Origin of the sequence: Thermoactinomyces sp. CICC 10521 (assembly GCF_016055135.1) — a bacterium.
In the GTDB taxonomy this organism is placed as follows: Bacteria; Bacillota; Bacilli; order Thermoactinomycetales; family Thermoactinomycetaceae; genus Thermoactinomyces_A; species Thermoactinomyces_A daqus.
The window spans coordinates 231806-251239 of the sequence record NZ_JAECVZ010000002.1 but is presented as its reverse complement, the minus strand read 5'-3'; the positions used below and the strand labels follow the sequence as shown (position 1 = coordinate 251239).

Annotated in this window: 20 protein-coding genes and 1 other annotated feature; of the genes, 10 read left to right on the top strand and 10 right to left on the bottom strand. The window is 50.1% G+C overall.

Annotated features, from left to right (window positions below; genetic code table 11):
• Positions 1 to 147: 147 nt before the first annotated feature.
• The 5 genes from I8U17_RS03210 to I8U17_RS03190 form a co-directional block, all read right to left on the bottom strand.
• Entirely contained in the window at positions 148 to 684 is a 537-nt protein-coding gene (locus I8U17_RS03210; protein ID WP_033102091.1) for a CvpA family protein, read from the bottom strand.
• Positions 685 to 697: 13 nt separating this feature from the next.
• Complete coding sequence (gene zapA / locus I8U17_RS03205; RefSeq protein ID WP_033102090.1) at positions 698 to 946, bottom strand: cell division protein ZapA; 249 nt, start codon at positions 944 to 946, stop codon at positions 698 to 700.
• Positions 947 to 1010: 64 nt separating this feature from the next.
• On the bottom strand, positions 1011 to 3431 hold the full coding sequence (gene pheT / locus I8U17_RS03200) for a phenylalanine--tRNA ligase subunit beta (RefSeq protein WP_198059022.1): 2421 nt from the start codon (positions 3429 to 3431) through the stop codon (positions 1011 to 1013).
• 18 nt (positions 3432 to 3449) lie between these two features.
• The gene (gene pheS / locus I8U17_RS03195; protein ID WP_033102088.1) at positions 3450 to 4451 is read right to left on the bottom strand and encodes a phenylalanine--tRNA ligase subunit alpha; all 1002 of its coding nucleotides are present in this window, start codon (positions 4449 to 4451) and stop codon (positions 3450 to 3452) included.
• Positions 4452 to 4603: 152 nt separating this feature from the next.
• Positions 4604 to 4844: a binding site (T-box leader), on the bottom strand.
• Positions 4845 to 4911: 67 nt separating this feature from the next.
• The gene (locus tag I8U17_RS03190; RefSeq protein WP_198059021.1) at positions 4912 to 5721 is read right to left on the bottom strand and encodes a TrmH family RNA methyltransferase; all 810 of its coding nucleotides are present in this window, start codon (positions 5719 to 5721) and stop codon (positions 4912 to 4914) included.
• 247 nt (positions 5722 to 5968) lie between these two features.
• Here I8U17_RS03190 and sspI point away from each other — a divergent pair, with 247 nt between their 5' ends.
• The gene (sspI, locus tag I8U17_RS03185) at positions 5969 to 6181 is read left to right on the top strand and encodes a small acid-soluble spore protein SspI (protein WP_033102086.1); all 213 of its coding nucleotides are present in this window, start codon (positions 5969 to 5971) and stop codon (positions 6179 to 6181) included.
• 124 nt (positions 6182 to 6305) lie between these two features.
• Here the strand turns inward: sspI and I8U17_RS03180 are convergent, their stop codons facing one another.
• The 3 genes from I8U17_RS03180 to I8U17_RS03170 form a co-directional block, all read right to left on the bottom strand.
• Positions 6306 to 6536 (bottom strand): hypothetical protein, encoded by a 231-nt coding sequence (locus I8U17_RS03180; RefSeq protein ID WP_033102085.1) that lies wholly within the window; start codon positions 6534 to 6536, stop codon positions 6306 to 6308.
• A gap of 93 nt (positions 6537 to 6629) precedes the next feature.
• Complete coding sequence (locus I8U17_RS03175; RefSeq protein WP_033102084.1) at positions 6630 to 7049, bottom strand: disulfide oxidoreductase; 420 nt, start codon at positions 7047 to 7049, stop codon at positions 6630 to 6632.
• A gap of 11 nt (positions 7050 to 7060) precedes the next feature.
• Entirely contained in the window at positions 7061 to 7738 is a 678-nt protein-coding gene (locus tag I8U17_RS03170; protein ID WP_033102083.1) for a DsbA family protein, read from the bottom strand.
• A 276-nt stretch (positions 7739 to 8014) separates the two neighbouring features.
• On the opposite strand from I8U17_RS03170, the gene I8U17_RS03165 reads away from it, so the two are divergent.
• The 9 genes from I8U17_RS03165 (at position 8015) to I8U17_RS03125 (ending at position 16574) form a co-directional block, all read left to right on the top strand.
• Positions 8015 to 8926, top strand: coding sequence for a TolB family protein (locus tag I8U17_RS03165; protein WP_198059020.1), 912 nt, complete (start codon positions 8015 to 8017; stop codon positions 8924 to 8926).
• A gap of 108 nt (positions 8927 to 9034) precedes the next feature.
• Positions 9035 to 9838: a bifunctional hydroxymethylpyrimidine kinase/phosphomethylpyrimidine kinase gene (thiD, locus tag I8U17_RS03160; RefSeq protein ID WP_033101151.1), complete on the top strand. Its 804-nt coding sequence runs from the start codon at positions 9035 to 9037 to the stop codon at positions 9836 to 9838.
• On the top strand, positions 9835 to 10491 hold the full coding sequence (thiE, locus tag I8U17_RS03155; protein WP_033101150.1) for a thiamine phosphate synthase: 657 nt from the start codon (positions 9835 to 9837) through the stop codon (positions 10489 to 10491). The genes thiD and thiE overlap by 4 nt, the downstream gene beginning before the upstream one ends.
• 65 nt (positions 10492 to 10556) lie before the next feature.
• Entirely contained in the window at positions 10557 to 11591 is a 1035-nt protein-coding gene (locus I8U17_RS03150) for an aldo/keto reductase (RefSeq protein ID WP_033101149.1), read from the top strand.
• Between the two features lie 457 nt (positions 11592 to 12048).
• Positions 12049 to 12573, top strand: a complete 525-nt coding sequence (locus I8U17_RS03145; RefSeq protein WP_198055388.1) for a matrixin family metalloprotease — start codon at positions 12049 to 12051, stop codon at positions 12571 to 12573.
• Between the two features lie 13 nt (positions 12574 to 12586).
• Complete coding sequence (locus I8U17_RS03140) at positions 12587 to 13267, top strand: hypothetical protein (protein ID WP_198059019.1); 681 nt, start codon at positions 12587 to 12589, stop codon at positions 13265 to 13267.
• Positions 13268 to 13313: 46 nt separating this feature from the next.
• Positions 13314 to 14057: an SDR family NAD(P)-dependent oxidoreductase gene (locus I8U17_RS03135; RefSeq protein WP_198059018.1), complete on the top strand. Its 744-nt coding sequence runs from the start codon at positions 13314 to 13316 to the stop codon at positions 14055 to 14057.
• Positions 14058 to 14191: 134 nt separating this feature from the next.
• Positions 14192 to 15766 (top strand): glycoside hydrolase family 10-like protein, encoded by a 1575-nt coding sequence (locus I8U17_RS03130; protein WP_198059017.1) that lies wholly within the window; start codon positions 14192 to 14194, stop codon positions 15764 to 15766.
• A gap of 286 nt (positions 15767 to 16052) precedes the next feature.
• Complete coding sequence (locus I8U17_RS03125) at positions 16053 to 16574, top strand: DUF2062 domain-containing protein (protein WP_033101145.1); 522 nt, start codon at positions 16053 to 16055, stop codon at positions 16572 to 16574.
• 157 nt (positions 16575 to 16731) lie between these two features.
• Here I8U17_RS03125 and leuB read toward each other — a convergent pair whose 3' ends face one another.
• Both leuB and I8U17_RS03115 read right to left on the bottom strand, forming a co-directional pair.
• Complete coding sequence (gene leuB / locus I8U17_RS03120; RefSeq protein WP_033101144.1) at positions 16732 to 17838, bottom strand: 3-isopropylmalate dehydrogenase; 1107 nt, start codon at positions 17836 to 17838, stop codon at positions 16732 to 16734.
• Positions 17839 to 17853: 15 nt separating this feature from the next.
• Positions 17854 to 19425, bottom strand: a complete 1572-nt coding sequence (locus tag I8U17_RS03115; RefSeq protein ID WP_370589206.1) for a 2-isopropylmalate synthase — start codon at positions 19423 to 19425, stop codon at positions 17854 to 17856.
• Positions 19426 to 19434: the final 9 nt, after the last annotated feature.

The window sequence follows — 19434 nt, the reverse complement described above, 5'->3', positions numbered from 1 at the left end:
AAAGGCTTTGCGATTTGGTTAATAGGTCACATCAGGTTTACTTTATCTGTATATATCCTAGAAATATACAAAACCCCATTCCTTTTCCGAAGAAAAGGGGGGGGTTTGTCATCAATCTCAGGCTACGTTTTCCGTAGCCCCGATTTTTCACGTCTGATGGGAACCATGCAGCAAATTCTGCACTTCTTTTGTCAAATCCGGTGTGATCTTCAGACAGGTTTGGGCCAGGGCCGATGATTTGACGGCATTCTGCCCCGGTGCCCATGGCAGGACATGAAGAATATTCACGACCACCACGATGACGACGAACGTTTTTACAAAAGCGAACAATACTCCGCCGGAACGGTTGAACAGAGACAGAACCGGCAATTTCGCCACTTGATTGATCACGGAAACCGCGATGGACAAAACGAATTTCGTTCCCACGAACAAAAGGAAAAATGCCATGGCAGAGTAAATCATTTTTTCCATCGGCAGGAGCGAAAGCCACCCGTTATGAACCGAATCGGGCATCTGCCACAATTTGCTCAATTCAGGTGCCAGCTCATCGGTAAATTTGTACGCCACCCACAAAGATGCAAAATAGGTGATCAGCGAGGCCAGCTGCAATACCAGCCCCCGCTGATACCCCTGAAATAACGCACCGATGAGAAGGAGTATTAAGATCCAATCAAACAAGTTCAATGACAAGTCCTCCTCAAGGTTGCTCATCTTCAATCAGATGCATGATTTCATCATATTCTTGTTTCAGCTTAAGATAATCATCCGCAATATTGACGGCAGACAAAACAGCCAGTTTCGTGGCATCCAGACGCGGATTGTTATCGGCGATCTGCCTCATCTTTTCATCAACATGGCCAGCCACCTGGCGCATATGACCAGGGCTCGCTTTTCCGGTCAAATGATACTGCTGACCGTAAATCTCCACAGTCAATTTGTTTTTCATTTTGCAGCGCCTCCCTCACCGAGTGAAGGTTACGGTCAGGGCAGGAATCGACAGCCCTTCGATGTTATTGTCTCAGCTTCGCACCAAATGCAGAAGAGAGGAACGCGACAACCGAATCATGCACCCGATTTACTTCTTCATCGGTCAATGTTCGGTTTGAAGCGCGGTACACCAATGAAAAGGCTACACTTTTCTTTCCTTCCCCAATTTGCTCTCCTGTAAACACATCAAACAAGGATACAGATTGAAGAAGTTCTCCAGCCTCTTCCCAAATTCCTTCTTCCAGCTCCCCTACGGGCACGTTTTCGTCAACGATGACAGCCAAATCACGGGTTACTGCCGGATAACGGGGAATCGGTTCATAGATGATTTCTTCATCAATGGCCGACAGCAGTTTTTCCACATCAATCTGGAAGGCGACCGGATGTTCGAGATCATATTTCCGGGCCAGCTGTGGATGGATTTCACCCAAAATCCCGATCACCTGCTCCTCGATCACCATTTCTGCCGTTCTGCCGGGGTGGAACCCTTTTGGCCGGGCAGCGCGGAATTCAACTCCGTAAACGCCGAGACGGGTGAACAATGCTTCCAGCATCCCTTTCACTTCATAGAAATCTCCGGCGGGAAGCTCTTTCTCTTTCCAGATGGACGGCTCTTTTTTGCCCGTAACCACGCCGGCCAGTTCATAGCGTTCCAGCGGGAGTTGCTCCAATTGCTCTTCTAACGTGAGATAGGTCCGGCCCAATTCAAAGATGGAAACCCGGTCATTTCCGCGATTGATATTGTAGGCAGCCGTTTCAATCAGTTGCGGAAGCAAAGTCGTACGCAAAATCGCATGCTCGCTGCTCATCGGCATCGCCAAATGAATCGGCCGTGCTTGCGGCTCGAGCGATTCCACTTCCGCTTCCGTTTGCTCGGAGGTCAAGCTGTAGGTCAAGACCTCATGAAGCCCCATGTTGCGGAGCGTATGGCGGATGGTGCGGCGCAATTTTTGCTCCCTGGTCAAACCGCCCGGCGGTTGCTGTCCCCACGGCAAAGTGGTCGGGATCCGATCATACCCGAAAATCCTCGCCACTTCTTCAATCAGATCGACTTCGATCATCACATCAGGGCGTCGGGTCGGCACCTGAACCTCATACAGCCCGTCATCCATACGTACAGGGAAACGCAAGCGGCGGAAAATATCCAACACCTCGGGCTGGCTGATTTGCACTCCCAGCAGGTTGACCAGCCGCTCGTGCCTCAATTCGACAATAATGTCATCGATGTCACCCACTTTGTGCACAACCGGCTCCGAACCGGCAACGCCTCCGGCCAATTGGCACAACAACTGGACGGCACGATTGAGGGCCGGCACGATTTGTTCCGGGTCAACCCCTTTTTCAAACCGGGCGCTCGCCTCCGTGCGCATGGCTAATTTGCGCGCTCCCTGGCGGACCAGCATCGGGTCGAAGAAAGCTGATTCAATGAGGACGGAAACGGTCTGCCCGGTCACTTCCGAAGACTCTCCGCCCATTACACCGGCAACGGCCAGCGGCTCTTCCCCATTGGTGATCAGAAGCATTTCCGGGTCGCAGGTTCTCACCGTTCCATCCAGCGTGGTGATTTGCTCCCCTTCCTGTGCGCGCCGGACCACAATCTGGCCTCCGCCGATCCGGTCATAATCAAAAGCATGAAGCGGCTGCCCCATTTCCAGCATCACATAGTTGGTGATGTCGACAATGTTGTTGATCGGACGGATTCCGGCAGAGATGAGCCGGTTCTGCATCCACTGCGGGGACGGGCCCACCTGCAGATTATGCACAACCTGGACGGCATAAAACGGGCAGTCTTCTTCCGATTCAATGTAAACATTCACGGGAGAGTCATATTGCGGCGCCGTTTCGGTAATCATCGGCAGGCGCAGTTCCCGGTCAAAGATGGCGGCGATTTCATAGGCGACACCGACCATCCCGAGACAATCGGAACGATTGGGCGTCAGCTGCAATTCGATCACCTGGTCATTCATGCCCAAGTACTCTTTAATATCCCCGCCGACCGGTGCTTCTTTTTCCAGGACAAGAATTCCTTCCGTCTGCTCTTTCATCAGCACTTTTTCCGGGAAGCCCAGTTCCTTCGCTGAGCAGATCATCCCGTTCGATTCGATTCCGCGCAACTCTGCTTTTTTAATATGAACACCGCCCGGCAATTTCGCACCGACGAGGGCGACGGGAACGCGTTGTCCGGCTGCGACGTTTTTCGCCCCGCAGACAATTTGCAATATCTGCCCTTTGCCGACATTCACCATGCAGACTTTGAGGCGGTCCGCATGGGGATGGGGCTCGACGGATAAAACCTCTCCGATGACCACACCGCTGACTCCGGGATCACGCGTATAGATCACTTCCACTTCGATCCCGGTACGGTTCAATTCTTCTGCAATATCCTCCGGCGCAATGCCTTCCAGATCCACATACTGGGACAGCCATTCATAAGATACAAGCATGATACTTGAACACTCCTCTCACACCGTTTTGAATTGACGCAGGAAACGCAAATCATTGTTGTAAAAATGGCGAATATCATCAATGTCGTACTTCAGCATGGCAATTCGCTCAACTCCCATGCCAAAGGCAAAACCGGAATAGCGTTCCGGGTTGTACCCCGCTTTTTCCAGGACGCGCGGATGAACCATTCCGGCACCCAGAATTTCGATCCATCCTTTTTCCGGGTGATAGATATCCACTTCCACGCTTGGTTCGGTAAACGGGAAATAGCTCGGGCGCAAGCGCATTTCGGTTCCTTCGCCAAAGATTTTTTCAATAAACGACAACAGGACGCCATTGAGCTCACTCATCGAAACCCCGCGGTCAACAACCAGACCCTCGATCTGGGTAAATTGGTGAGAGTGGGTGGCATCATCGTCATCGCGGCGATACACTTTGCCCGGGCAGATGATCCGCACCGGAACATATCCTTCTTTCTTTTCCAAGGTCCTCACCTGAACTGAGGAAGTGTGCGTGCGCAGCAGCAGTTCCGGCGTGATGTAGAATGAATCCTGCATGTCGCGTGCCGGGTGTTCCTGCGGCATGTTCAATGCTTCAAAGTTGTATTTATCCGTTTCCACTTCGGGTCCTTCAGCGACTTCAAATCCCATGCCGACAAAAATATCCTCAATTTTTTCAATGATCAAATGAAGGGGATGAAGCGAACCAACATTTCGTTTCACGCCCGGAAGCGTGACGTCGATTGTCTCTTTTGCCAGTTGCTCTTCAAGGGCTGCCGCCTGCAAAGCCGCTTCTTTTCCCGTTATCAACTGATCCAGGTGATTGCGGATTTCGTTGGCCAAACTCCCGATCACCGGGCGCTCTTCGGGCGACAAACTGCCCATCCCGCGCAACACGCCGGTCAGTTCCCCTTTTTTTCCCAAATACTTCACCTTCAGCTCCCGCAATTCTTCCAGCGTAGTCACCTGTTGAATCGCCAGAGCCGCCTCACTGCTCAAAGCTTCCAATCGCTCGCGCATGAAAAACGCTCCTTTCTCATCAAACTCTCATTTTTTTCGGCACAACCCCGGGACACAAAGCTGCATTTTCACATCCCAAGGCTGAAAGTTAAGTAAAACCAGGGGGCCCACGACCTGACATGCGATTCAAAAAATAAAAAAATCCCGTTCCCATAAGGGACGAGAGATTCCGCGGTACCACCCTTGTTGAAAAGAAAAGGGAAAGTCCCTTCCTTTTCCTCTTGGACTGAAATAACGGTCAACACCGGTTCCCTCTACTGTAGACATTCCGTCTGGTTCAAAGGACAGCTCCAGAGCGAACTTCGGCAGCCGTTTCCTGAAAGTGCTTCCAGTCACGGCACTTTCTCCCTGGTCAAGGACGTACTGCTTACTCCTCTCCATCATCGCCATGCCAATATAATAATTATCCATCTGAAAATTATTTTATTATTATAAGCGAACATATGCGAGCCAGCAACCTCTACTTATGCTGATATTGCTGACGCACGCGTTCAAAAAGGAGAATCGCTCCCACAGAGGAGACATTTAACGATTCCGTTTGCCCTGGCATGGGGATTTTGACTTGCACATCGGCACGGGCCAGCAAATCAGGGTGAACTCCACGGCCTTCGTTGCCCAATAAAATCGCCACCCGTTTGGGATAGGGATAATCGAAATGATACACACCGGCATGCGGTGTCGTCCCCACGACCGTCACCCCCTGTTCGCCAAGCATACCAATCGCCTCAGCCAGATCCGCCTGCACCAGCGGAATGCGAAAGATGGAGCCCATGGCGGCACGAACCGCTTTGGAGTTAAAAGGATCAACCGTTCCTTTGCCCAGCAGAATCCCATCGACTCCCGCCGCTTTGGCCGTACGGATGATCGTTCCCAAGTTGCCCGGATCCTGGATCGCATCGAGGAGCAGATAGGTGGCCTCTTGCTTTTGCCGGGCTAAGAGCTCATCCGGCGACCACTCGGGAAGACGAATAACCGCGGCAATCCCCTGGGGGGTTTCCGTTTCAACCAAGCGGCGAAAAAGGGGAGGAGCCAATTCATAGACGGGAACCCGTTCCGGAAAACGGTGAAGAAGCGGCTCTGTGATACCGGTTTTTCCCTGCTCCAGCAGCACCGCGAAAAAGGGAATTCCGGCCTTAAGCGCTTCCTCCATTAAATGTTCGCCCTCGATCAGCAAAGCCCCTTGCTGTAATCTCCCTTTTTTTGTTTTCAACTTTTGCCATTGTTTCACCTGTTCATTTGCCTGTGAAGTAATCAACCGGATTTTTGTCATTCTTCTGCGCCTTGTTCCTTCCTGTTTTATGATTTTTCTTCAAATTCTCCCGGGCCCTGCCCATTCCCTCGTACAACCAAACCGCTCCTTGTGCTCACACCGGGCCATATCAAAATGTTTCCCGGCACAGCCGCTGACGATCAACGGCATCGCCTGCCAATTTTTGCGATCAGCCTTAACTAACATATCCAATTTCCGGATAAAGTCCTTTTTTCCGCACATCCTAGTTAAAAAAGGAGGTCAGATGATGAATTTTGACATTCGCGGTGCAGTAATCCACAACATTCATACCATGAATACACAAGAACTGCAAGAGCTTGTGGTTGATTCCATTCAGCGCGGTGAGGAAAAACTGCTGCCCGGGCTCGGGGTTCTCTTTGAAGTGATCTGGAAAAACAGCAACCCCAATGACCGGAAGGCGATGATCCAAACCCTGCACAATTCCCTGCCCAAAAGTTGAATGCGAAAAGCAAGAAGTGAGTTCAAATCCTGGCTGCCGAGCTCACTTCTTCCCAAAACTCAACCAATAAAAAAAGCCCGTCCTTTTAAAAGAACAAGGCTCAAGAAATGATACCGCCCATCTTTTACCAAAATCCCCCGCCAAATCCTCCCCAGCCAAATCCGCCAAATCCCCACCACCAGAAGATAAAGAACAAGAAAATAATCACCAGAACGGCGATTACAATCCACCAAGCCCAACCAAACCCGCCGAAAAAGACGCTGGTCAACTTGGTTTTTGGCTTGTTGCGGTTCGCATCCAACGCCTGGACCGGGGTAATCTGGCGGTTTTTATCCCTGAGTTTGGGTTTGTTCATGGCACCGATCTGTCTCCTTTCTTATCCAGTTCACTACTAATGTATGTAGAAAATGGTTGGATGGTTGGACAGATGGTAACCCCCATCACCCAATTATTCGCTTTCTGTTCTGGCAAAGGAAAGAAACAGAGTAATCAGGATAAATGCGATGAGCGCCAAAAACGGAATCGTAATAAATCCAAGCCAGTTAATCCACTCCTGGGTGCAAGGGACTCCGACCTGACAGGAGGCCACTTTCGCCAGAGCCGGCACTTTTTGCTCCAGATAATGATACAGGGAAACACACCCACCGATGATGGTTAATGGCAAAACATATGGAATGATATTCCGGTCCGTGCGATAGGAGGCAATTCCCAGCAGAATCACCAGCGGGTACATAAAAATTCGTTGCACCCAGCATAATGTACAGGGGATGAAACCAAGCACTTCACTGAAGAAGAGGCTACCTCCGGTTGCCACAATCGCCACTATCCAAGCAAAATAAATACCGTACGTATTTAACAACCTCTTCATCTTTTTCCCACTCACTTTTGGTTCAGTTCATCGTTGATCAATTTTTTCAGGTCGTTGTAGTCAAAGGGATTTTCCACCATTTTTCCATTGATGAAAATGGTCGGAACCGAATTGAATCCCAATTTTTGCGCAAATTGGTTATGGGCTCTCACCTGCTGCGCATATGTTTTATTTTGCAGATCTTTCCTTACCTGTTCCGCGTTCACTTCAGGGATGTTCTGTTTGATCAAAGAGACGATAAAGTCGGGAGTGGCCCAATTCTGATCTTCTTTTCCCTGATTTGAGTAAACAGCGTCATAAAATTTCCAAAAAGCGTCGGGGTTTTGCCGGTAAACGGATTCTGCCGCTTGGCTCGTTATCTCGGAATTGGGGCCGAGGAATTCGAGGCTGGTAAAATACATTTGCGCTTTTCCCGTATCAATATATTCTTTTTTCAACTGCGGATAGATCACATCATGAAACTGCTTGCAGACCGGGCAGTTAAAGTCGCCGAATTCCATGATTTTCACCGGTGCCTGGGCACTTCCGATCCGCGGCATTCCGGTGTATGTAATCGCAGCCGCCTTATCCTCTTTGTCACTTAGCAAAGGCGCGACAATCGCGTAAATCCCCACAGCGAGAAAAAGAACCAAAATCGTAATCATGGTGATGGTACTTGCTGAACTCTTCTTTTTATGCTGATTAGCCATTTCCTCACACCTCCTTATAAATGTTACAATAAATCAATTGGAAATTCTATAGAAGGAATTCATAGAAGATTCAATCTGTGTTCATGATGGCTTCACTTTCCCCGATCATACCCCAACTTCATTGTAACCTCCGAATAATCCTGACAGAGAAAAAATTGAACAGAAAGGAAAGACGAGATGTTGTTAAAGAGAACCATCCGGCTTGGATTTTGTCTGCTCCTTTTTATATTGGCTCCGGGATGCAGTGCGGATGAATGAGGACCGCTGACCGAGGGGTTGCAACCGGACGTCGATTTGTCACCTGATGACCAAACGCTCTTATTTTCCTATGCTTTTGATCAGACAGCAGCGGTCTATACCGCCGACCTTCACGGAAAACACATAAAGCGCTTGACTCCTTCGTCCGATTCCTCCTTTGTGCAACCGGTTTTTTCTCCGGACGGCAGGAAAATCGCCATGATCAGGAAGCGGGGGAACAACGAACAAATCCTCTGTATCATGAACCGTGATGGAAGCGGATTAAAGGCGCTGACCGACAAACTCGACGGCTTGGTGACCGACCTCGCTTTTTCCCGGGACGGCCGTTATCTCTATTTCGCCAAGGCTTACGATTTGAGCGCCGACACAGAGAGTCCCGTCCTCTATCATATTTTCCGCATTCATCCGGATGGAACGGGACTTGAAATGGTGACACGGCAAAAAGAATATGAACTGCGCAGTTTAGCTGTTTCAGCTGATGACCAGACACTCTACTACGTAACGGGCCAAACGGATGACGACGATCTTCCGCGGCTGAAGGTTGTCCCGATTGCCCACCCGGAAAAAGCCCACTTTCTCGTGCCCAAGGGGAAACGGGAAGATCCGAGCGTAAACGATGTGGAATTGTCCCCTTCCGGCAACTGGCTGGTATTCACCGGAATTGCCGAAATAAAAGATGGATTGCCGAAGTACGAGCAATATCTGATGAATATGAAAACGAAGGAAACGAAGAGAATTTCTTTTCTGAGGTCTGAAACGGGCAGTGCCGTCTTTTTTCACAAGAAAAACCAGGTGCTGTTCACGGAAGATATAAATTGGAACCGGACCGGTCCTGACTCACCACCGCCGGAATACAAAGTGTGGATCACGGATTTCAGCGGATTGCATCAAAAATCGATCCCGCTTCATGTGCCGCTTCCCGAAAGGTAAGGTGGCGCATCTCATCGCGTTTTGCTATGTTAGTTATAAGATCAAACATGCAATCAACACTCTTGATGCAGCAGATATTTTTACCGAAAACGAAGGAGAGGACAACAAGTGATTGCGCGAACCTTAACGATTGCCGGTTCGGACAGCGGGGGCGGAGCCGGAATCCAAGCGGATATCAAAACGTTTCAGGAACTGGAAACCTTCGGCATGAGCGCGATTACCGCCATTACGGCGCAAAATACACTGGGTGTGCAGAAAGTATACCCGCTTGCCCCCGAAGCCGCTGCGGAGCAGATTCATTCCGTTGCAACCGACCTCGGGGTTGACGCCACCAAAACCGGAATGCTAGCCACGGCGGACATTGTAAAAACCGTGGCCCAAAAAATCAGGGAATTTGGTCTGTTTCCCCTTGTCGTCGATCCTGTGATGGTTTCGACCAGCGGCCATGTTCTGCTTGATGAAGATGCACGGATCGTCTATAAAAAAGAACTGATCCCCCTCGCTTCGGTCGTGACGCCCAATTTGCCAGAAGCGGAAGTTTTGACAGGGCTTTCTTTAGCCGATCCGGACTCCCGTCGTCAGGCAGCTCGCATGTTTGTTGAATGGGGGGCAAAAGCGGTCGTGATCAAAGGGGGGCACGGAAACGAGAGTACCGCTGATGACCTTTATTACGATGGAGAAGAATTCTCCGTTCTCAGCGCACCTCGCTTTGACACAAAGCAAACACACGGGACAGGCTGCACCTTTTCTGCGGCGATTACCGCTTTTCTGGCCAAGGGCGCTTCCACTTACGATGCGGTAAAACAGGCGAAAGAGTTTATCACCGCTGCGATCAGCCATCCGTTGAATCTGGGCCGGGGACACGGACCCACCAATCATTTCGCCTATCGCCACCGGAGGGAAAATCGATGAGTTTCGTAAAAAATTCGTTATCACTCTACTTTATCATGGGCAGTCAGGATTGCCCGCACCAAGATCCCGTCCGGGTATTGGAACAAGCAATCAACGGTGGAATCACCTGTTTTCAATATCGCGAGAAAAATTCGGGCCTGCACATGCACCAAACGGTTTTGTTGGGCAAAAAGCTGCGCCGGCTTTGCCGGGAACATGGCATCCCGTTTCTGGTCAATGACCGGGTCGATCTTGCTCTGATTTTGGAGGCAGATGGTGTACATATCGGTCAGGAAGATCTGCCAGCCTCTGAAGTGCGAAAAATCATCGGGCCCGACCGCATATTGGGCGTATCGGCCGAAACCCCTGCCGAGGCAGAGCAAGCCATGCTTGACGGAGCTGATTATATCGGCGTCGGCCCCATGTACTCCACTCTCAGCAAAAAAGACGCGGGCGAACCGATCGGCCCGGATGCGATTCAACAAATACGCAGGCAAATCGGCAGCGATTTCCCGATCGTCGGCATCGGAGGAATCACGCCCGAACGGACGCCGCAAGTGATGGAAGCGGGGGCAGATGGTGTCGCGGTCATCTCTGCGATCAGCAAAAGCGGAGAGCCGTCGGAAGCTGCCCGCCGTTTTCGCCAGTATCTGAGCGGTTCCACAAAATTGTAACGGCTGCCCGCAAACGGCAAAAGGCCAAGTGGTAAAATAAAATTGGAATCAAAGGAGGATCTGCAATGAAATATCGTTCTATGCCCGGTATTGATCGCCCTCTTTCCGAAGTGGGCTTTGGTGTCTGGTCCGTTGCTACCCCGTGGTGGGGAGTCAAGGACGAGGAATTGGGAAAAAAATTATTGCGATCTGCATATGAAGAGTACGGCATCACCTTTTTTGACACGGCCGATGTATACGGTCAGGGAAAAGGTGAAACGATTCTGGCCGATGCCCTTTCCGGTTTGCGCGACAAAGTCGTGATCGCGACCAAGTTCGGCTATGACATTTATGCCAAACGCGGAGACCGTCACGGCGGACACAGCGAATTGCCGCAACGCTGGGATAAGGAGTCCATCCGCAAATCCTGCGAGGAAAGCCTGCGGCGTCTGAAAACCGATTACATCGACATCTACCAGCTTCACAACGCCCGGATGGAAGCAATCGTCAGCGACGAAGTTTACGAAACGCTGGAACGCCTGAAAGAAGAAGGAAAAATCCTGACCTACGGCGTCGCGCTCGGCCCGGATATCGGCTGGCGGGATGAAGGGCTTGCAGCCATCGAAGGCGGACGCATGGATATGGTGCAAATCATCAACAACCTGATAGAACAAGATCCTGCCCGCGAACTGATCAAAGCGGCAGAGAAACAAAATCGCGCCCTGATCTCCCGCGTGCCCCACGCATCCGGTCTGCTTGACGGAACTTACGATCCGGACAAGCATTTTGACAAAACCGACCATCGCAACCACCGTCCGGTAAAATGGATGCAAGCCGGTTTGCAAGCAGTCAAGGATTGGGGATTTTTGTATAAAGAATCCGACCGCACCATCGGACAGGCAGCCATTCTCTTCTGTCTGGCCAGTCCGGCAGTCAAATCGGTATTGCCGAATATCACCAGCGAAGAGAACTTGCGCGAATTTGCCACCGCTCCGGAAAAAACCCCGCTCACCGCAGAGGAGTTGCAAAAAATCGAAGAGCTGTGGGAAAACGGTCAAAAAACGGCATTAAAACAACCATTTTCCAACAGCAAAACCAAGCCGACTCCGGTGGCAAAATAATGCTTCTCCCCCGGTTTTTTGACATTCCGGGGGAGTATTTTTTCGGAGGCAAAAAATTATCAATATTACCAATCATTTATTTACTTGCAAATATTTTTATACTAAAATAGTAGCGTAGTGAATTCAATTTTGTTGAATTCGCTCTTTTTCAGGCTAAACGCTGGAGGTGGTTTTTTTTGCAAAAACCATATGCCCTTTATCCCAGCAAGTGTGACAAATGCGGTACTCCTGATTGCAAATGTCCGGACTGTGATTGCAAAAAATAAGGCACATGGATCAATCAGCCCCCGCACTGCAAGTCGGTCGCGGGGACTGGTTTTTCTTTTTTAATCCGAACTTATTTTTCCATGCCGCCGCCAGAACATACAATTAATTTACTGATTTTCGGTTGTTGAGTAAAACGCTTAATTTTATAATATTGAATGATATTCGTAGAAACAAAGGGGGTTTACTTGGTTTGAAAAAGCATCTTTTATCCGGTTCGCTTATCTTCGTCCTCTTTTTCCATCTCTTTTTTTTGCCCCAATCTGTCTTTGCCTTCAGTTATACCGGCGATCAACTTTGCGATGACTATTACGTCTACTATCGCTGGGGCGGGAACATCACCGAGCCGCACAAAGAAGCGATCAGCCAATCGGTCACCGACTGGAACAACGCCCAGAACAAGCGCCGATTCGTGCAAAATCCATCCGCTTCCGGAGTCTTTGATTCATATTATTCGAGTACCGATGATTACTACGGGTATTCCTACTGGGAGACCGGACTGGATTCCTGTACCGACGACTGGGTCGTTAAAATGAATAAATTTTATGATTCCAATAATGATCTCAATTTTGGCCGCAGCGTGGCCGGGCATGAAATCGGACATATACTGGGATTGGCGCATACCAACTGGACGGCGCTGATGAATATCGACCGGGATCGCTACTCGATTTACATCCCCCAAACCGATGATATTAACGGGGTGAACAACTTATATTAGGAAGGTGTGGATGATGTTTCACAAATGGCCCCTCTGTTTAACCCTTCTTTCTCTGTTGGTATTAATGGCCGGATGCAGCCGTTTCAACAGCGAAACACAGGTGAATATGCATATGGACCTCGCCTTGGAAAACAACCTGAACGATATGATTCATCAATCCCCTCTCATTGTCATGGGTACCTATCAAAGCGCGGCGGGAAGCATCAACGGCGCCCGCAACCCCCGAGATCCGTCAAAGCCGGCAGCCGATGTTTATAACGAGGTCAAACTGTTTAATTTCAAGGTTAACAAAGTATTAAAAGGAGAGCTGGATGCAGATATAATTAAAGTGGGTCAATCACACACCCTGCAATTGGATCGTTTGCGTGAAAATGAAAATATCCATATCACCAATCCGCTTTATATCGAGCCGGAAATGGGCAAAACATATATCCTGTTTCTGAAAAAATCTCCTTATGCCGATTTTTACTCTTTTCCTTTCGTCCCCAATTCGATCCAACTGAACGGTCAAGGAAAAGCTCTGTTGCAGATCCCCTCTCATCACCTGCTAAAACAGACGGTAACCCAGGATGACCAGACAATTCATGTGTCGATCGACGGGTTTCCGACAAACTACAAAGATCAAGTGACAGGGCTGAATCTGCAGGGAATCCTAAACAAGGTGGAAAATATTGAAAATACTCTGTTGCAATAATGGTAAACAGAATCGGAATTTCTTAAAAAGAGAGGAGCACCTCACCATGAACAATCAGGTTGCCATCGTTACCGGAGGAAGCCGGGGCATTGGTGCGGCCACTGCCAAACTGCTGGCCCGGCGCGGGGCAAAAGTGATCGTCAATTATCACAACAACCGACAGGCAGCTGATACAGTCGTCGAGTCGATTGTCCGGCAGGGCGGAGAAGCAACGTCCATTCAGGCAGATGTAAGAAACCCGGAAGCGGTTCGCCATCTGGTCGACCAAACCATCTCTACATACGGCAAAGTGGATATTCTGGTCAACAACGCTTCCATCTCCTTTCCGATTCAACCACTCATGGAAATGAGCTGGGATGATTTCGCCCAAAAGGTGAACGACGAGCTGCGCGCCGCTTTTGAGCTGACGAAAGCGGTCCTTCCCCACATGCTCAAACAGAAATATGGCCGCCTCATCTACGTTTCCAGCGGTTTGGCACGCAGCACATCACCCGGTTTTATCGCGCACGGCGTGGCCAAAAACGGCTTGGAAGCGTTTGTTCGCTATGTCGCCGGTGAAGTTGGGCCGCATGGCATTACGGCCAACATCGTTGCCCCAGGAATGGTGGATACCGATGCAACGGCGGAAATTCCCCAAGAGAGGAAAGAGATGGCGGCCAACTTCACCCCGATGCGCCGAATCGCCCAACCGGAAGATGTCGCAAATGCCATCGCCTTTTTTGCCAGCCCGGATACCGGCTTTGTCACCGGGGGATATACCTCCGTTTCCGGCGGCTCACTGATGATTTGAATTTCACTGCAAAAAGCGCCGTTCCCCACTTTGGACAACGGCGCTTTTTGTTTCTGCCCGACCAATTTGTCCAAATATTTTGTTATAATTAAATAGACATTTTATTGAAAATTGATTCTTGCAGGGGGAATCACATGAGGAACCGTTCATTTTGGCGAAAAGCCGGTGTTTTTTTCCTTTCTTTTTTGTTAACAGGAAGCCTGTTCTCGAACATTCCATCCGCCCGTGCCGGGGACAACGACGGCACCCTCTCACAGGAAACCACATGGAAAAAACGACAGTTAAGGGCCCTGTGGGTTGCTTCTGTCACCAACATCGATTGGCCTTCCGCACCGGGCCTCTCGATCGGACAACAGCAACAGGAATTTATCCAAATCTTGAATGAAGCGAAGGAACTGAATATGAACGCCGTTGTGGTGCAAATCCGCCCGACCGCGGATGCTTTTTACCCTTCCAAATTAAATCCCTGGTCCAAATACCTAACCGGTACACAGGGAAAAAACCCCGGTTATGATCCGCTCGACTTCATGGTTCGCGAAGCCCATAAGCGCAATCTGGAATTTCATGCCTGGTTCAATCCTTATCGCGTCAGCATGGATACAGAAACCGACCAGTTGGCGCCAAACAACGTGGCGCGGTTGCACCCCGACTGGGTTCGATCCTACGGCGGAAAGCTCTACCTTGATCCCGGTCTTCCCGAAGTGCGAGCCTACATTATCAACAGCGTGATGGAAGTCGTCAACCATTATGATATTGATGCTGTTCATTTTGATGACTACTTTTATCCCTATCCCGTTTCCGGAATCGATTTTCCTGATGACCCAACTTATCAGAAGTATGGAGCCGATTATCCCGATAAAGGGGACTGGCGACGCCACAATGTCAATTTATTGGTAGAGCAACTTTCCCATGCGATCAAAGAGGCAAAACCTTATGTAAAATTCGGGATTTCCCCTTTCGGCATCTGGCGCAATCAAAATACCGACCCGACCGGTTCCGATACAAACGGTCTGCAAAGTTATGACTCGATTTACTGTGATACCCGCACCTGGATCAACGAGGGATGGATCGATTATGTCGCACCGCAGATTTATTGGAATTTCGGCTACGCTCCGGCTGCCTACGAAAAACTGGTCGATTGGTGGGCCCATGAGGTAAACGGCAAAAATGTTCACCTGTATATCGGACAAGCAGCCTATAAAATTGGCCACAGCACCGAAGCTTGGGACGATCCGGAAGAAATGCCCAACCAGCTGCTCTTCAACAATCAGTTTGCTGAGGTAAAAGGAAGCATTTTCTTCAGCTATAAAGACGTGAAGGCCAATTATCTCGGTTTCCGGGACCGTCTGAAAAATGATTTATTCAAATATCCGGCACTGATTCCGACGATGCCGTGGCTGGATGACAACCCACCGAAGAAGCCGAAGCTATTAAAAGCGGAAAACAAAAGCGGTTCGGCTGTTCACCTGGTTTGGAAGGACCAGTCGAAAGGGGACAGCACAGCCTTTGCCATCTATCGTTTCTCCAGCGCAAAAGAGATCAGTCTCAATCGTCCGCAAAACCTGATCGCCACAGTCAGAAAAAACGGGAATGGCCTGCAAACATTTGATGACCGAACGGCTGAAAACAAACCTGCAATCTATGTAATCACCGCCCTCGATCGGCTGCATAATGAAAGTAAACCAAGCAATCCGATTTTTGTCCGTTAAAAACCGTTTCAGGCATGGAGTTCGTTCCATGCCTTCCCTTCCCCGAATTCACACATGAGGCCGATTTTTAATAAATTGTAAAAGACTTGAAAAAATAAGCTGAGAGTCTGCTTTATAATGAAATTAATAAGCAATGTTCTATCATATGGAGCACAAACATTGGAATTAAAAGGATTTTTTCAATCGTTCCATAAAAGCTAAAATAGAGATAGAGAAACGAATCGGCAGCCAATCCCCTTGCTGATTCGTTCCGAAGTGGGCAGGGCTCTTTTGGGAGAGGGAAACCATGATGAAAACAAAACGAAAGCATAATTGCATAAAACGGCTGGGCAGGACCTTTCGCTTTAATTTTCTCAAGTTGTTGCGTTCACCCGGCGGGGCGAAAAAAGTATCGCTGGGGTTTGCGCTTGGTTTCGGTTTGGAAATGATCGTCATCCCCACATGTTCGCTGATCTATATCCTGTTTTACCCGATCGTCCGCCTGTGCAAAGGTTCGCTTCCGGCAGCGATTATCGGCAACATCATCGGGAAATTAACCTTCTTACCCGTCATAATGCTCCCGGTCTCCAAGAAACTGGGCGAATGGATCTACCCGGTGAATACCGGGACGATGAATTTTGAAGATCACTCTTTTACCGAGATTTTTTCAGGTAATTTGCAAATTCTTTGGGACATTTTGCACGGCGGATTGCACGTCCTGATCGGGCAGTCCATTTTGGGAGCGCTGTTCGGGTTTATCTCCTACTTTATTATTTATCGTTTGTATGAAAGTAGAAACTTCTATAAATTGCTACGAAACTGTTCATAATTTACGCCCCTTCCTTCATGGGAATCAGGGGCGTTTCTTTTTCCACAATAGCGATTTTCAGATCAACAGATTTTCTATTTTAAAATAGAAGGCCCCCGCTTTTCCGTTTGGGCCAAAGGGAACGACAGGGAAGTGCGGGGGCCGTGGATTCATGTCTTCAGGCGGTCTCCTCGATCGGCCACTCCGTCCGGCGTAACTCTTCAACCACGAGATCGCCGAACTCCTCCGTACTGACCGCCAGTTGATTCTCGCTGGCCAAATCAGGTGTCCGCACCCCTTTTTCGAAAACGGTGCGAACCGCTTGTTCAACCGCGGCGGCGGCTGCCTCATAACCGAAGGAGTGACGAAGCATCAATGCCGCGGAGAGGATCGCTGCGGCCGGATTGGCCACGCCTTGCCCGGCGATATCCGGTGCTGATCCATGAACCGGCTCATACAGACCGATCGTACCTTCTCCCAGGCTTGCGGATGGCAACATTCCGATCGATCCGGTTAAAATCGCCGCTTCATCGCTTAAGATGTCGCCAAACATATTCTCCGTCACGATGACATCAAAAGTGGCGGGGCGGCGAATGATTTGCATCGCACAGTTATCGACCAACATGTGCTCCACCTGGACATCAGGATAATCTTTGGCTACCCGGTTGACCACTTCCCGCCAGAGCCGGGAGCTTTCCAAAACATTGGCTTTGTCAACCGAAGTAACCCGTTTTTTCCGGCCGCGTGCAATCTCAAACGCCAAGCGAACAATGCGCTCAATCTCGAACTCGTGATAAATCAACAGATCCGTCGCCACTTCTCCCTCAGGCGTTGTTGTCCGCTCTTTGTCGCCAAAGTAAATGCCGCCGGTCAATTCGCGAACCACCACCAGATCAACTCCGGCAAGCACCTCAGGCCGGAGAGTCGAGCTGTTTTCCAAGCCTGCAAACAGGGTGACGGGACGCAGGTTGGAATACAGTCCCAACCCTTTCCGGATACCGAGGAGAGCTTGCTCCGGTCTCAATTCCGGCGGATAGGAATCCCAGTCGGGTCCGCCAACGGCTCCGAGCAGAACCGCATCGGATTTTTCGCAGAGCTCCATCGTTTCCGGGGGGAGGGGAATGCCCACCCGGTCGATCGCTCCTCCCCCGATCATTCCGTACTGAATGGAGAACGAAAATCCAAATTCTTTCTCAACTTGCTGCAAAACTTTTACCGCTTCCTGGGTGATTTCCGGACCGATGCCGTCTCCCGGCAAAACGGCAATTTTTTTCACTTCGCTCACCTGACTCCACTCCTCTCAAGATGCCGTTATCTTCGCCATTCCGTCCCCGGCAGCCGCGCCTGTTCGCCTGAGCAGGCGATTCACCGCATCCAGATATGCCCGGGCGCTCGCTTCCAACACGTCGGTGCTGACTCCTCTTCCTCTCACGGTCCACTCACCTTGGCTCAACTGAACAAAAACCTCTCCCAATGCGTCTTTTCCCTGTGTAACCGAATGGATGCGATAATCTTTCAATTCCACCTGTACGCCGGTCAAACGGTCAATCGCCTTAAAGATCGCATCGACCGCCCCGTTTCCGCAAGCGGCTTCTTCCGATACCGAACCATCCGAAACCCGCTTGATCTGAAGGGATGCGGTAGGCAACGAATGACTCCCGCAGGTGACCAGCAATGACTCAAGTGTATAAGCATCTTTTGCATCGCTCATTTTTTCCTCGACCAAAGCAATGATATCCTCGTCCGCGACATCCTTTTTGCGATCGGCGAGTTCCTTAAAACGGATGAACAATTGATTTAATTGCTCTTCATTCAATTCATATCCCAACTGCAACAACTTATCCCGGAAAGCATGCCGGCCGGAATGTTTTCCCAAGACAAGGCGGCTTTCCGTCAGACCGACGGTCTCCGGCCTCATGATCTCGTAAGTTTCCCTGTTTTTGAGCATTCCGTCCTGATGAATGCCGGATTCATGTGCAAACGCGTTGGCACCGACCACCGCTTTATTGCCAGGAACCATCATGCCTGTCAATTTGCTCACCATGCGGCTGGTGCGATGGATTTCCCGCAAATTGAGAGTCGTTTGCAGCTGGTAATACTGCTCCCGCGTCTTGATCGCCAAGGCAATTTCTTCAAGCGCGGCATTGCCGGCCCGTTCACCGATTCCATTGATCGTGCATTCCACCTGGTCGACCCCGGCTTCAATCGCCGCCAGGCTGTTGGCCACCGCCATGCCCAGATCGTCGTGGCAGTGTGCGCTCAAACGAACCTGCTCCACTTCAGGCACGGCCTTTCTTACATTCATGAACATCTGCGCATACTCATTCGGAGTGAGATACCCCACCGTATCCGGCAGATTGATCACGCCTGCCCCCGCTTTAATCGCTTCCCGGACTACTTCAGCCAGAAAGTCGATTTCCGTTCGACCCGCATCCTCACATGAAAATTCTACAATCGGGAACAGCCGTTTAGCATACCGGATCGCTTCTCGCACCCGCTCAATGACCTGTTCCCGGCTCATCCGGAGCTTATACTCGCGATGAATTGGCGAGGTTGCCAGAAAGAGGTGCAGATAGGGTGATTCGGCTGCGCGCAACGCCTCCCACGCCTGATCGATATCTCCCTTGACCGAGCGGGACAAACTGCAAACAGAAGCATTTTTCACCCGGCTGGCAATCTCACGCACTGCTTGCATATCTCCGGCTGAGGAAGCGGCAAACCCGGCTTCGATCACATTTACTCCCAACCGTTCCAGCTGGATGGCAATTTCCACTTTCTCACGAGGGCTGAGGTTCACACCGGGCGACTGCTCCCCGTCGCGAAGGGTTGTATCAAAAATGGTGATCGTGCGCATAACCGCTTCCTCCTTTATGATTTATCT

Coding starts and splice junctions, on each gene's coding strand:
- I8U17_RS03125 (WP_033101145.1), top strand. CDS start 16,053: ATGATGAAAACAAAACGAAAGCATAATTGCATAAAACGGCTGGGCAGG.
- zapA (WP_033102090.1), bottom strand. CDS start 946: ATGAAAAACAAATTGACTGTGGAGATTTACGGTCAGCAGTATCATTTG.
- I8U17_RS03170 (WP_033102083.1), bottom strand. CDS start 7,738: ATGGCTAATCAGCATAAAAAGAAGAGTTCAGCAAGTACCATCACCATG.
- I8U17_RS03180 (WP_033102085.1), bottom strand. CDS start 6,536: ATGAACAAACCCAAACTCAGGGATAAAAACCGCCAGATTACCCCGGTC.
- I8U17_RS03135 (WP_198059018.1), top strand. CDS start 13,314: ATGAACAATCAGGTTGCCATCGTTACCGGAGGAAGCCGGGGCATTGGT.
- I8U17_RS03175 (WP_033102084.1), bottom strand. CDS start 7,049: ATGAAGAGGTTGTTAAATACGTACGGTATTTATTTTGCTTGGATAGTG.
- I8U17_RS03140 (WP_198059019.1), top strand. CDS start 12,587: ATGTTTCACAAATGGCCCCTCTGTTTAACCCTTCTTTCTCTGTTGGTA.
- pheS (WP_033102088.1), bottom strand. CDS start 4,451: ATGCGCGAGCGATTGGAAGCTTTGAGCAGTGAGGCGGCTCTGGCGATT.
- sspI (WP_033102086.1), top strand. CDS start 5,969: ATGAATTTTGACATTCGCGGTGCAGTAATCCACAACATTCATACCATG.
- pheT (WP_198059022.1), bottom strand. CDS start 3,431: ATGCTTGTATCTTATGAATGGCTGTCCCAGTATGTGGATCTGGAAGGC.
- I8U17_RS03150 (WP_033101149.1), top strand. CDS start 10,557: ATGAAATATCGTTCTATGCCCGGTATTGATCGCCCTCTTTCCGAAGTG.
- I8U17_RS03190 (WP_198059021.1), bottom strand. CDS start 5,721: ATGACAAAAATCCGGTTGATTACTTCACAGGCAAATGAACAGGTGAAA.
- I8U17_RS03130 (WP_198059017.1), top strand. CDS start 14,192: ATGAGGAACCGTTCATTTTGGCGAAAAGCCGGTGTTTTTTTCCTTTCT.
- thiE (WP_033101150.1), top strand. CDS start 9,835: ATGAGTTTCGTAAAAAATTCGTTATCACTCTACTTTATCATGGGCAGT.